11 protein-coding genes are annotated in these 13,326 nt (G+C 63.7%); 9 read left to right on the top strand and 2 right to left on the bottom strand.

Features of this window, described 5'->3' with window-relative positions:
• Window positions 1–73: 73 nt before the first annotated feature.
• From P6U23_RS04995 to ftsH, 8 genes are all read left to right on the top strand, one after another.
• Window positions 74–949, top strand: a complete 876-nt coding sequence (locus P6U23_RS04995) for an outer membrane protein (RefSeq protein WP_407178469.1) — start codon at window positions 74–76, stop codon at window positions 947–949.
• A gap of 201 nt (window positions 950–1,150) precedes the next feature.
• Window positions 1,151–1,909, top strand: coding sequence for an outer membrane protein (locus P6U23_RS05000; RefSeq protein WP_407178471.1), 759 nt, complete (start codon window positions 1,151–1,153; stop codon window positions 1,907–1,909).
• A gap of 93 nt (window positions 1,910–2,002) precedes the next feature.
• The gene (locus tag P6U23_RS05005) at window positions 2,003–2,593 is read left to right on the top strand and encodes a glutathione S-transferase family protein (RefSeq protein WP_407178472.1); all 591 of its coding nucleotides are present in this window, start codon (window positions 2,003–2,005) and stop codon (window positions 2,591–2,593) included.
• Between the two features lie 17 nt (window positions 2,594–2,610).
• The gene (locus P6U23_RS05010) at window positions 2,611–3,075 is read left to right on the top strand and encodes a GNAT family N-acetyltransferase (protein WP_407178474.1); all 465 of its coding nucleotides are present in this window, start codon (window positions 2,611–2,613) and stop codon (window positions 3,073–3,075) included.
• A gap of 192 nt (window positions 3,076–3,267) precedes the next feature.
• The gene (locus P6U23_RS05015) at window positions 3,268–3,555 is read left to right on the top strand and encodes a hypothetical protein (protein ID WP_024506222.1); all 288 of its coding nucleotides are present in this window, start codon (window positions 3,268–3,270) and stop codon (window positions 3,553–3,555) included.
• Between the two features lie 177 nt (window positions 3,556–3,732).
• Window positions 3,733–4,905 carry a phosphoserine transaminase gene (locus P6U23_RS05020; protein ID WP_407178475.1) on the top strand — a complete coding sequence of 391 codons (1,173 nt, stop codon included), beginning with the start codon at window positions 3,733–3,735 and terminating at the stop codon, window positions 4,903–4,905.
• 169 nt (window positions 4,906–5,074) lie between these two features.
• Window positions 5,075–6,664, top strand: coding sequence for a phosphoglycerate dehydrogenase (serA, locus tag P6U23_RS05025; RefSeq protein ID WP_407178476.1), 1,590 nt, complete (start codon window positions 5,075–5,077; stop codon window positions 6,662–6,664).
• 340 nt (window positions 6,665–7,004) lie between these two features.
• Window positions 7,005–8,894 carry an ATP-dependent zinc metalloprotease FtsH gene (gene ftsH, locus P6U23_RS05030; RefSeq protein ID WP_407178477.1) on the top strand — a complete coding sequence of 630 codons (1,890 nt, stop codon included), beginning with the start codon at window positions 7,005–7,007 and terminating at the stop codon, window positions 8,892–8,894.
• Window positions 8,895–9,409: 515 nt separating this feature from the next.
• Here ftsH and P6U23_RS05035 read toward each other — a convergent pair.
• Window positions 9,410–9,826 carry a hypothetical protein gene (locus P6U23_RS05035; protein WP_407178478.1) on the bottom strand — a complete coding sequence of 139 codons (417 nt, stop codon included), beginning with the start codon at window positions 9,824–9,826 and terminating at the stop codon, window positions 9,410–9,412.
• A 346-nt stretch (window positions 9,827–10,172) separates the two neighbouring features.
• Entirely contained in the window at window positions 10,173–11,216 is a 1,044-nt protein-coding gene (locus tag P6U23_RS05040; protein ID WP_407178479.1) for a C-terminal binding protein, read from the bottom strand.
• Between the two features lie 343 nt (window positions 11,217–11,559).
• Here P6U23_RS05040 and P6U23_RS05045 point away from each other — a divergent pair, with 343 nt between their 5' ends.
• Window positions 11,560–13,245, top strand: a complete 1,686-nt coding sequence (locus P6U23_RS05045; RefSeq protein ID WP_407178480.1) for a methyl-accepting chemotaxis protein — start codon at window positions 11,560–11,562, stop codon at window positions 13,243–13,245.
• Window positions 13,246–13,326: the final 81 nt, after the last annotated feature.

Below are 13,326 nucleotides of genomic sequence, written 5' to 3' on the forward strand. Positions count from 1 at the left end.
GGCATCGTCCAGCCGTGGGTTTTCGACGTGAGGCTTTGGTGTCTGCCTCACCGGCCAAGAGGACGAAGCCAAAATGCGTAGCGTTAAGTTTTTGATTGCCGCCGGGGCGGCCTCACTGTTGTCCACCGCGGCCTTTGCCGCCGACATGCCGATTGCACCGCCGCCGATGTACGCGCCGCCGCCGCCCGCCGATTTCGGCGGCTGGTATCTGCGCGGCGATATCGGATTCAGCAATCAGAGCGTGAAGGACGTCAAGCTGTCGAATCCGGCAGCGTATCAGGGCCTCAGCAGCTTCAATCAGACGACAGATTTTGATACCGCGGGCACCTATCAGATCGGTGTCGGTTATCAATTCAACAATTGGTTTCGCGCTGACATCACCGGCCAGTACCGCGGCAAGTCCAACTTCAAGGGCACCGATCTCGTCACCTTCCCCTGGGGCGTCGGCACCGCAAGCGGCAGCGACTTTTACAACGCCAGCAAATCCGAGTTGCTGTTTCTCGCCAATGTCTATGCGGATCTCGGAACGTGGTGGTGCGTGACCCCGTTCATCGGCGCAGGTATCGGTGCTTCGCGTGTCACGATCTCGAACTTTACCGACAGCGGGCTCACCAATGCGAATTTCACTGCGGCTGGCGTTCCCGTCGTCAGTGGTCCGCCGATTTCGAGTTTTGCGACCGCCGCATCGGGCTCCAAGTGGAATTTCGCGTGGGCGCTTCACGCAGGTCTCGGCTACAAGGTCATGCCCAACGTGACGCTCGAGCTTGCCTACAGCTATGTCAATCTCGGCGATGGCGTCACCGGCGTCGCTTCGACGTTCGACGGCTCGTCCGGGGGACATGTGTTCAACTTCAGGAACATCACCTCGAACGACGTGAAGCTCGGTGTGCGTTGGGATCTCGACACCCCGCCGCCCCCGCCGCCTCCGCCGCTCATTCGCAAGGGCTGAGTTCGCCTTTCGCTCTCTTTAGAACTTGTCGACGGCGCGGGACCAACCCGCGCCGTTTGCTTTTGGCCGTGCCGCAGCGCTCAGGAAAATTCGCGGTCAGCGCGCGCAACAACGCGCAACTACGGGCGCGCAACAACCATTGGTTAAGGTTAACGAGCGATGATCTGCGTGTCCTTTGAGAGTTTTTTTGGGAGCGTTGCGATGCGTGGGCTGTGGGTGGCGGCGGTGATGTGCGGAATGATGACGGGCGCGAGAGCCGCCGATCTCCCGATCCTTCGCGGCGGCTTCGCCGATGGGCTCAGCGCGTCCCATCCGAACTGGGAAGGATTTTATGTCGGTGGCCAGGCCGATTGGGGTTCGATCAGGTCGAGCATTCCTGCCAATATCAATGCCGATCTGCAAGGCGCCTTCGTTCCGCCGCCGAACTACAGTTATGGATGGGCGCCGCTCGGGACGGCGCATAGCACGAACACCGGCTTCGGCGCGTTTGCGGGCTACAACGGTCAATGGGACGACGTCGTCGTCGGTGTCGAGGCGAACTACGTGCATGGCGGGTTTCGCGCCACGTCCAGCGGCACCGGATATACCTACGATTTGAACACCTTCCAGGCGACGACGATGACGCATTCGACTGCAACCGTCGGGGTGTCGGATTTCGGCTCGTTGCGCCTGAGGGGCGGCTACGCCATTGGATGTTTCCTGCCGTACGGTTTTATCGGCGCCGGCTTCGGCGATCAGACGGTCGACCGCAGTGTCTCCGCCACTCCCCCTCCAATGCTGTCGCCTGCGACCTCGGCCAGCAAGGAAAAGCTGGTCTACGGATATTCGGCCGGCGTCGGCTTTGACGTCATGTTGGTCGGCGGACTGTTTGCGCGCGCCGAGTACGAATATCAGCGTGTGACGTCGGATATCGAATCCAACATCAACACCGTGCGCGCCGGCCTCGGCTACAAATTCTGAGCCGACCGTTTCGTTTCGCCCTCGGCCGCGGTTGACAGCTTCGCTGCCGCCTGTTGCTCTGTCCGCCTGAAGACGGAGACGGGCGGCAGGAATATGAAAATCTACGGCGACGGCAATTCCGGCAATTGCCTCAAGGTGAAATGGGTCTGCGATGATCTTGCGCTGCCCTACACCTGGATCGAGGTCGATACGCTCAATCGCGAGACGCGCACGGTCGAATTCCTCGCGCTCAACAGCGCCGGCCAGGTGCCGACGGTTCAGTTCGATGACGGCCGGACCCTCGCGCAATCGAACGCGATCATCCGCTATCTCGCGCGCGGCAGCGATCTCATTCCCGCCGACGACTTTGCCGCCGCCAAAATGGACGAGTGGCTGTTCTGGGAGCAATACAGCCATGAGCCCTATCTGGCGGTGTGCCGCTTCCAGATGCGCTATCTCGGCAAGCCCGCCTCCGATCTCGATCCCGACAAGGTCAGGCGCGGCTATGCGGCGCTGGCGCGGATGGAGCAGGAACTCGCGGTGACGCCCTTCCTCGTCGATGGCGGTTTCTCGCTCGCCGATGTCGCGCTGCTCGCCTATACCAGGCTCGCGCATGAGGGCGGCTTCGAGCTCGACGCGTATCCCGCGATCCGGCGCTGGATTGCCGCATGCGAGCAACGTCTGCGGCTGCCGCCCGCGCCTTGAGACTCGAAAGGACAACGATGACTGCCAGCTCCATCATTCTGCGCCGTGCCCGCCGCGAGGACGTCGACAAGATCGTCGCGATGCTCGCGGATGATCCGCTCGGCCGCGGGCGCGAGCGGATCGAGGCGCCGCTGCCGGACTGCTATTTTCAAGCTTTCGCCAGGCTCGATACCGATCCGAACATCCACCTGATGGTTGCGCAAGAGGAGGGACATGTGGTGGGCTGCCTGCAGCTTTGCATCCTGCCCGGCTTGAGCTCGCAAGGCGCCTCGCGCGGCCTGATCGAAGACGTCCGCGTCGCATCCGATCGCCGCAGCCGCGGCATCGGCGAGCAACTCGTGCGCTGGGCGATCGAAGAGGCGCGCGCGCAAGGCTGCAGGCTGGTCGAGCTGCTCACGCATCATACACGGGGGGACGCGCAACGCTTCTATGAGCGGCTTGGATTTTCGAAGAGCCACGTTGGAATGACGATCAGGTTTTAGAGGACGCCGTGAGAGTCGAAACAAGCACCCAACCATCACCGTCACCCTGAGGCGCCTCCGCGCGGCGGAGGCCTCGAAGAGCGACGGCCCGGCTCTCGCAGCGGGGGCCGTTCATCCTTCGAGGCCGTCGCTTTGCGACGGCGCCTCAGGATGACGGCTCAACAGCCATGGTGAGAGCAGGGAGGCCGTGCAATGTCTTCCATCCATCCTTTGACGGCGCTGGCCGTCGTGATCGCCACCGCGGCGACCGATGCGGTTTACGTGATGTTTACGTCGTCAGTGGTGGCACGAAAACGCGTTCACGCGGCGACCTGGAGCAGCATCTGGTATCTGCTCTCGTCCTTCGCCGTCATCAGCTACACCGAGAACTGGATCTACGTGCTGTTCGCCGCCATCGGCTCCTGGATCGGTGCCTACGCGTCCATGACATTCCTGCACCGGCCCGGCGGCGGCGCGCCGGTGGGGGCTGCGCCGGAATAGCGCGGCGTCTCCGCGGGGGCTTTGTCGTGCACGACCGCTTGCGTGAGCGCTCGGCGCCTCTGGCATCAATCGAACGTGAGGGGTGCGAACTTCCTTGACGTTTGCACCCGATTCCCTTATGCACCGCGGCGGGACACCTCCCCCCAACGGGAGGCTTACTATCTGGAAGGGTAGATTATGACTGTAGCGAAGCCCGCTCAGCGGCCGATCGTGCCGCATTTTTCGTCCGGCCCCTGTGCGAAGCGCCCCGGCTGGAACCCCCAAAATCTCAAGGACGCAGCCCTCGGCCGTTCGCATCGCGCGAAGGTCGGCAAGACCAAGCTCAAGCTTGCGATCGATCTGACGCGCGAAGTGCTGGAAGTGCCGGCCGACTACCGCATCGGCATCGTGCCGGCCTCCGATACCGGCGCCGTCGAAATGGCGCTATGGTCGCTGCTCGGCGCGCGTCCCGTCACCATGCTCGCCTGGGAGTCCTTCGGCGAGGGCTGGGTCACCGACGTCGTCAAGCAGTTGAAGCTCAAGGACGTCACCAATGTGACGGCGCCTTACGGCGACATCCCCGACCTGTCCAAGATCGATTCCGACACCGACATCGTCTTCACCTGGAACGGCACCACCTCCGGCGTTCGCGTGCCGAACGCCGATTGGATCAAGGCGGATCGCAAGGGCCTGACGATTTGCGACGCCACCTCGGCCGCCTTCGCGCAGCCGCTGGATTGGGCCAAGCTCGACGTCGTCACCTTCTCCTGGCAGAAGGCGCTGGGCGGCGAGGCCGCGCACGGCATGCTGGTGCTGAGCCCCCGCGCGGTCGAGCGGCTCGAGACCTACAAGCCCGCCTGGCCGCTGCCGAAGATCTTCCGCATGACCAAGAACGGCAAGCTCAACGAAGGCATCTTCGTCGGCGAGACCATCAACACGCCGTCGATGCTCTGCGTCGAGGATTATCTGGACGCGCTGAACTGGGGCAAATCGATCGGCGGGCTGAAGGCGCTGACCGCGCGTGCCGATGCCAACACCAAGGTGCTCGCCGACTGGGTCGCGCGGACGCCGTGGATCGATTTCCTGGCCAAGGACGCGACGATCCGCTCCAACACCTCGGTGTGCCTGAAGTTCACCGATCCCGCGATCACCTCGCTGACGGCGGACGCGCAAGCAGATTTCGTCAAGAAGCTCGTCGCCATGGTCGAGAAGGAAGCTGCCGGTTACGACTTCGCGCATTACCGCGATGCGCCGGCAGGCCTGCGCATCTGGTGCGGCGCCACGGTGGAAGCTGCCGACGTCACGCTGCTGACGCAGTGGATCGACTGGGCCTTCGTCGAGGCCAAGGCGCTGCTCGCCAAGGCGGCCTGACTCACTCCATCGTCATCCCGGGCCGGCGACTTGTCCGCCGTGGCTCAAAGAGAAGGCGGAAGCCGACCCGGGACCCATAAACGACCATCGGGAGTATGGGTCCCGGCGCTTTGCGCAAGTGGCGCTTCGGCCGGGACGACGGATTCAATCCATTCTTAGGATCACACCCATGTCCAAACCCAAAGTTCTCATTTCTGACGCTCTCTCGCCCGCCGCCGTGCAGATCTTCAAAGACCGCGGCGTCGAGGTCGATTTCCAGCCCAACCTCGGCAAGGACAAGGACAAGCTCGCCGAAATCATCGGCGACTATGACGGCCTCGCCATCCGCTCCGCCACCAAGGCCACCGCCAAGATCATCGACCGCGCCAAGAAGCTCAAGGTGATCGGCCGCGCCGGCATCGGCGTCGACAATGTCGAGATCCCCGCCGCCACGGCAAAAGGCATCATCGTGATGAACACGCCGTTCGGCAATTCGATCACGACCGCCGAGCACGCCATCACGCTGATGCTGGCCTTGGCGCGCGAAATCCCGCAGGCCGACGCCTCCACCCAGGCCGGCAAATGGGAGAAGAACCGCTTTATGGGTGTCGAGATCACCGGCAAGGTGCTGGGCATCATCGGCTGCGGCAATATCGGCTCGATCGTCGCCGACCGCGCCATGGGTCTGCGCATGAAGGTGATCGCCTACGATCCGTTCCTGTCGCCCGAGCGCGCGGTCGATCTCGGCGTCGACAAGGTCGATCTCGACGAATTGTTCAGGCGCGCCGATTTCATCACCCTGCACACTCCGCTCACCGATAAGACCCGGAACATCATCGACGCGGCCGCGATCGCCAAGATGAAGAAGGGCGTGCGCATCATCAACTGCGCACGCGGCGGCCTGGTCGACGAGCAGGCCCTGGCCGATGCGCTCAACTCCAAGCATGTCGCGGGCGCGGCCCTGGACGTGTTCAGCGAGGAGCCGGCGGCCAAGAACGTGCTGTTCGGTCATCCCAACGTGATCTGCACGCCGCATCTCGGCGCCTCCACCACCGAGGCGCAGGAGAATGTCGCGCTGCAGATCGCCGAACAGATGTCGGATTACCTGCTCAGTGGCGCGATCTCCAACGCCATCAACTTCCCGTCGATCACGGCCGAAGAGGCGCCGAAGCTGAAGCCGTTCATCGAGCTTGCCGAAAAGCTCGGCTCTTTCGCGGGCCAGCTCACCGAGACCGGTATCCGTAAGGTCGAGATTACCTATGAGGGGCATGTCGCCGAGATGAAGATCAAGGCTCTGACCTCGGCGGTGCTCGCCGGGCTGCTGCGGCCGATGCTGGGCGAGGTCAACGTCGTCTCCGCGCCTGTCGTTGCCAAGGAGCGCGGCATGATCGTGGACGAGGTCGTGCGCGCCGCGCAAAGCGACTATGAGAGCCTGATCACGGTCACTGTCGCCACCGAGCGGCAGCAGCGCTCGGTGTCGGGCACGGTGTATCACGACGGCAAGCCGCGCCTGGTCGATGTCAAGGGCATCCGGATCGATGCCGAATTCGGCAAGTCGATGATCTATGTCACCAACGAGGACAAGCCGGGCTTCATCGGCAAGTTCGCAAGCCTGCTCGGCGACGCCAAGATCAACATCGCGACCTTCCATCTCGGCCGCACAGCGCCCGGCGGCGATGCCATCGCCCTGGTCGAGGTCGACGGCGCAGTGCCGGCGGAGTTGCTCGGCAAGGTGCAGGCCCTGCCGCAGGTCAAGCAGGCCAAGGCGCTGGCGTTCTAGTCCGGATACTCGCCGGCCATAGCAATCTCCCTCGTCATTCCGGGGCGATGCGAAGCATCGAACCCGGAATCTCGAGATTCCGGGTCTGCGCTGCGCGCATCCCGGAATGACCGGGGATACGTCGATGGCCGGGACAAGCGCGGACATGACCGCGCTCTTGCGCACCGGCTTGCGATCGAGCCTCACTCATTTGCGTTTGATGACCGCCCAGGCGACGTGCTGGGCGGTCTTTTTTATGCCTGGCTGCCCGTTGATCCAGAGCAAATGCCGGGAACCGCAGCCTGCTAGCAAGGTTTATACTTATGGCCCGGTGTGCGGGCTTTAGCAGGCGGAGCACCAGATGAAATCGGACCCCTCCCAGCGCAAGCAGGCCATCGCGATGGGGTACATCTTCGCAGCCGGCATCGGCATGCTGGTGCTGCAATGGTTGTTCACGACATACAACACCGTCGAGACCATTCCCTATAGCCAGTTCGAGCAGCTCGTGGCCGCAGGCAAGGTCGCCGAAGTTGGCGTCGGCCAGGATACCATCACCGGCAAGTTGAAGGAGAACGAGAAGCTCCCGAGCGGCAAGTCGGCCTTCGTCACCGCGCGCGTCAATCCGGCGCTGGCCGAAAAACTCGCGGCCAAGGGCGTCGTCGTCAACGGCGTGCCCTCGGGCGGTCTGCTGCAGACCATCCTGTCCTGGGTGGTGCCCGCGCTGATGTTCTATCTGATCTGGATCTTCCTGTTCCGGCGCGTCGCCGAGCGACAGGGCTTTGGCGGACTGATGTCGATCGGCAAGTCGCGCGCCAAGGTCTATGTCGAGAAGGACACCAAGACCACTTTCGCCGATGTCGCCGGGGTTGAAGAGGCCAAGTTCGAATTGCAGGAAGTGGTATCGTTCCTGAAGGATCCGAAGAGCTACGGCCGGCTCGGCGCGCATGTGCCCAAGGGCATCCTGCTGGTTGGCCCGCCCGGTACGGGCAAGACGCTGCTCGCGAAAGCGGTGGCCGGCGAGGCCGGCGTGCCGTTCTTCTCGATCTCTGGCTCCGAATTCGTGGAGATGTTCGTCGGCGTTGGCGCGGCGCGCGTGCGCGATCTCTTCCAGCAGGCGCGCCAGGCCGCGCCCTGCATCATCTTCATCGACGAGCTCGACGCCCTCGGGCGCAGCCGTTCGTCGGGCGCGCTCGGCGGCTATGACGAGAAGGAGCAGACGCTGAACCAGCTACTCGCCGAACTCGACGGCTTCGATCCCTCGACCGGCGTGATCCTGCTCGCCGCCACCAACCGGCCGGAAATCCTCGATCCCGCCTTGCTGCGCGCCGGCCGCTTCGACCGACAGGTGCTGGTCGACCGTCCCGACAAGAGCGGTCGCATCGCCATTCTGAGAGTGCATATCCGCAAGATCAAAGTCGACAGCGATGTCGATCTCGACAAGATCGCGAGCCTCACCGCGGGCTTCACCGGCGCGGACCTCGCCAACCTGATCAACGAGGCGGCGATCGCGGCGACCCGACGCCGCGCCGACCAGGTCTCGTTCGACGATTTTACCCTGGCCATCGAGCGCATCGTCGCCGGCGTCGAGAAGAAGAGCCGGGTGCTCGGCAAGGAGGAGCGCCGCCGCGTCGCCTATCACGAGATGGGGCATGCGCTGGTGGCCGCGAACCTCCCCGGCGTCGATCCGGTGCAGAAAGTCTCGATCATTCCGCGCGGCGTCGGCGCCCTTGGCTACACCATGCAGCGGCCGACCGAAGACCGCTTCCTGTTGTCGGCGAGCGAATTGAAGAACCGCATCGCGGTGCTGATGGGAGGGCGCGCATCGGAGCAGCTCATCTATGACGGCGACGTCTCGACTGGAGCCGCCGATGATTTGCAGCGCGCGACCGAAATCGCGCTGGAGATGGTCACCAAATATGGCATGGACACCACCATCGGCCAACGCACCTACGCACCGCGACCGCAGACGTTTATCCAGGCCGCGCAGGATCAGCTCGTCAGCGCCGCCGAAGCGACGGGGCGCGAAATCGATCTCGCGGTGCGCGGCTTGATCGAGGACGCGGACAGACGCGCCCGCTCGATCCTGGAGTCGCATCGCAACGATCTCGAAGCCGGCGTCCAGCTCCTGATCGCGAAGGAGACGCTGACGGTCGAGGATTTCCCGCCGCTGCGGGGCATCCCGCCGAAGGAGACCGTCGCCGAGCGCACGGGCGAGGCTTGGCGTCCGCGCGAGCCGGCCCCGGCGCAATGATCGCAGGCTCTGCTGCCGCGTTCTCCATGCCATACTTGTGGCGGGCCGTATCGAGCGAAGCCGTTAGGCGTGGCGGCAGGCCGCTTCCGCCGTGAATTAGGCCAATCGGATTCACCTATGCGAATGCCGGAACCCGGCAAAGGTAAGATGATGATCCTCGGTCCGCTTCGTCCGTGTGGCGGATCACCCCCGAACGGCCTCAGCATCCGCCCCCACACAGAATGCTGAGGTCGTTTTCGTGGCTTTTCGGCCGCCAGGCCGCTGGAGGGTGACCGTTCTGGAGCGTGCCAAGCGGTTCTGCTCACGCGACTCCCGTGCCCGGAGGGGACCGATCAACACAGTTGGCTACAGTCGTGAGCGCATGAAGCGCGAGCGGGCGTGGTCAGGCTCGACGCGTGTCGTCCGGAACCGTCGCGCGTCGAGCCGCTGTTTCGAGAGGTGGGCGGCTTGACCCGAGAGTAACCCCGCTCCACGGCTCGCGCCGCTCAATCGATGCGGCGCCTCATATCAGAGGCTCAGCGTCCGCGGCGTCTGTTTGCAGGTCCTGTAAACTCGGCACGTGCTTTCTCCAGACCGTCCACACGACCGGCGAGCGCGCCAACCTGATCCGATAGCAGCTTTCGTTCGCCTTGTTCGGCCGATAGCTGTCGTTGCAGGTCGGCGATCTGCCCCTCGTCGCGTTGACGGGCAGACTGAAGATCGTTCACGGTTTGTTGGAGCGCAGCCAACGTCTGTTTTGTCTCATCATTCGCTCGCGGCTGCTCGGTGGATTGATTTGCAGCCACCGCCGGAGAATTTTTCTCGGCGCGGTTGTTCGCCCAAAACAATGCGCCGCCAATGACCAGCAAGATGACGACCAAGACCCATGGAAGGACCCGACGCGCGCGGCCCGGTCCGCTTTCGTCCTGATCCGTGTCGAAAAGGTCACTCATCGGCCGAACAAGTCAGGGATAGAAGAATCGTTCCGTCAAATTTTTCTGTTGGCGACGTTGAGGCGCCGCATCGAGGGTGGCACCTCTGCAGGCCACTGAGTCCTAAGGCATGCACGGCCCGTGCAGCCGCCGGGCCGTGTTGCGCGATCGTCTTTGGGGATGATCGGGCTGGTCTCAGGAACCGAAGCGATCTGAACGAGTGTTGTGTCTCTGACATCTGGTTCACTCGGTGTCATTCCGGGGCTCGCGAAGCGAGAACCCGGAAATCTCGCGCCACAACCTCTGGATTCCGGGTTCAGCCCTGCGGGCTGCCCCGGAATGACGGAGGATTGTCAGGGTCACAACACTAACTGTTCGGTCCGCGGTCCATGCTGACGGGCTGCCAGCGCCGGAGTTTCGTGTTCTGCAGCACCGCGGGATTGACGCAGCTCACCGGCCACATGCCCTGCAACACCAGCGACAATTCGTAGCCGACGCGGCGCTTGCGCGCTTCATCGAAGCGCGCGGAGGCGGAAGCGACGTGCGCGGTCAGCGTGACGTTCTCCATCCGCAGCAGCGGATTGTTGTGCGAGGGCGGCTCCTTCTCCAGCACGTCGAGCGCGGCATGCGCGATCCAGCCCTCCTGCAGTGCCTTGATCAGCGCCTCCTCGTTCACGGTGGCGCCGCGGCCGGTATTGATGAAGATCGCGTTTTTCTTCATCTGCCTGAAGTGCTGTTCGTTCAGCATGTGATGCACCTCGGGACGGGCCGGGGCGTGCATCGAGACGAAATCGGATTGCGACAGCACTTCCGACAGCGTCGCCGGCATCACGCCGTGATCGTACATCAACGTTTCCTGGATGAAGGGATCGAAAGCCATCATGCGCAATCCGAACGGCGCGGCACGTTTTGCCACCGCGCGCGCCACCCGCCCGAAAGAGATGAAGCCGAGCGTCTGTCCCATCAGTCGCGGGATCTTGAGCAGCGCCGGCCGGCCCTCGCTCCAGCAGCCTTCGCGTACCATCTTGTCCTGCTCGACGAGGCGGCGGAAGCCGGCGAGCAGCAGCATCATGGCGTGATCGGCAACCTCCTCGATGAACGTATCGGGAATGTTGGTGACGGGAATGCCGCGCGCGGTCGCGGCTTTCACATCGACGCTGTCGACGCCGACGCTGCCGAGCGTGATCACTTTGCAGTTCTGAAGCGCATCGATGATGGCTTTGGTGATCGGCATGCCCTTGGCGTAGATGGCGTCGGCGCTCTTCGCTGCGGCGATGAATTCGGTCTCATTGGCCGGTGCCTCGACGATCTCCGCGCCGATCGGCTCGAGCGCTTCCATCTCGTAACCGTAGCCGCCGCCGGCCACCGTGAAACTCGCGCCCTTCGGCGTCACCACCTTGAACTTTGCCATCGCTTGCTCCCGAATGTCCGCTCCCGGCGGCCCTCTTTCTTATCGCGCCATCAAAGCATGGCCGGACGCGGTTCGACTAGGCTCTGCGGATGCATGGCGTCCCGCAAATTGCGGTAAGCCGCGGTGCCTCGGCGAGAGATCGCAACGGATCGCAATGAGCAGTCGCGATCCCGAGGGGATGCGTGCGCCCGGCACTCGCAACTGGCTTTGTCATCTCACGCTTACCCGCACTTCTACGGAGCGGCGCGTAACTCAGCGCTAAGGGATTTCACTCTATCGTGAGCGAAATCCTTCAATTTCTACTCAATTTTTCCGCGTGCCGAAAATTGCTGGGGGCATATCCGTGAAGCTGAACAATCTGAAGATCGCACCCAAGCTAGGTATTCTGGTGGGGATCACCTTGTTTGGCCTCTGCATCGCCGGCGCACTGGCGCTCTATCTGGTGCAGCAGGAAATGCTGAATGCGCGCGTCGAGCAGATGCACTCGATCGTCGATATGGCGCGCAACATGGCGCTCGGCCTGCAGAAGGACGTCGAGGCCGGCAAGCTCACCAGGGAGCAGGCGATCGCGGAATTTGGCCGTCGCGCGAACACGCTGACCTACAACAATGGTAGCGGTTATCTGTTCGGCACGACCTTCGATGGCATCACGGTGCTCTCGCCGAATCCGAAGGAGATCGGTCAGAACCGTGGCGACGTCGTCGTCAATGGCAGGAACATCGGCAAGGAATGGCGCGACGGCGTCATGGCCAAGGGCGAGCACACGCTCTTTTACGACTATGTGAAGCCGGGTGAGCAGAAGCCGATCCGCAAGATGGGCTATGCGGTCGCCATCCCCGGCTGGAATATGTATGTCGGCACCGGGGCCTATCTCGACGATCTCGATGCCAAGCTGGCGCCGGTCGCCTGGCTGCTCGGCCTGTCCATTCTCGGCATTGCCCTGGTTAGCGGTAGTATCGCCTGGCTGATCGGGCGCAGCATCAGTCGTCCGCTCAATCTGTTGGGCGCGCGGATGCGCGCGCTCGCCGACGGCAAGCTCGATGGCGAGATTCCGGGCGTCGGCCGCGGCGACGAGGTCGGCGCCATGGCCGCGACCGTGCAGATCTTCAAGGACAATGCCGTGCGCGTGCACGAGCTGGAAGAGGCGGAAGCCGACACGCGCTCGCGCGCGGCGGCCGAGCGGCGCGCGGCGATGGAAGAGCTCGCCAATGATTTCGAGCGCAGCGTCAACGGCATCGTCCGTTCGGTCTCGAGCGCCGCAACGGGGATGCAGAGCACCGCGCAGTCGATGACCTCGACCGCAAGCGATGCCAGCGCGCGGGCCGCGACGGTGAGCGCGGCCTCGCAAAATGCCTCCAACAATGTCAGCACCGTGGCCGCGGCGGCGGAGGAGCTGTCGAGCTCGGTGGCCGAGATTTCCCGCCAGGTCACCCGCTCCAGCGAGATCGCCAGCAGGGCGGTGGGCGATGCCGAGCGCACCAATGCCACCGTGCAGGTGCTCTCGACCGGCGCGGAAAAGATCGGCGAGGTGGTCAAGCTGATCCACTCGATCGCCGCGCAGACCAACCTGCTGGCGCTCAACGCCACCATCGAGGCGGCGCGTGCCGGCGAATCCGGCCGCGGCTTTGCGGTGGTTGCCTCGGAGGTCAAGGCGCTGGCCAACCAGACCGCGAAAGCGACCGAAGAGATTTCGGCGCAGGTCGCCGCCATGCAGCAGTCGACCAGCGATGCCGTCGACGCGATCACCGGCATCACCCAGACCATCGCCCAGATGAACGAGATCACGGTCAGCATTTCCGCGGCAATCGAGGAGCAGGGCGCCGCGACGCGGGAGATCGCGCGCAACATCCAGTCGGTCGCGGAGGGATCGAGCGAGATCAGCTCTCATATCGGCGGCGTCACCTCGGCGGCGGCTGCGACCGGCACGGCGGCCTCCGACGTGCTGGCCAACGCCCGCGAGCTCGACAACCAGTCGGGCATGCTGCGCAGCGCGGTCGATGGCTTCCTCGCCAAGATCCGCGCGGCCTAGATAGTCCAAGAACCAGCTTTCGGCTCACCTCTCCCCAATGGGGAGAGGTCGGATCGCGTCGCCAGATGCGATCCGGGTGAG

The organism is Bradyrhizobium sp. STM 3562 (assembly GCF_045571435.1).
Taxonomy (GTDB): Bacteria; Pseudomonadota; Alphaproteobacteria; order Rhizobiales; family Xanthobacteraceae; genus Bradyrhizobium.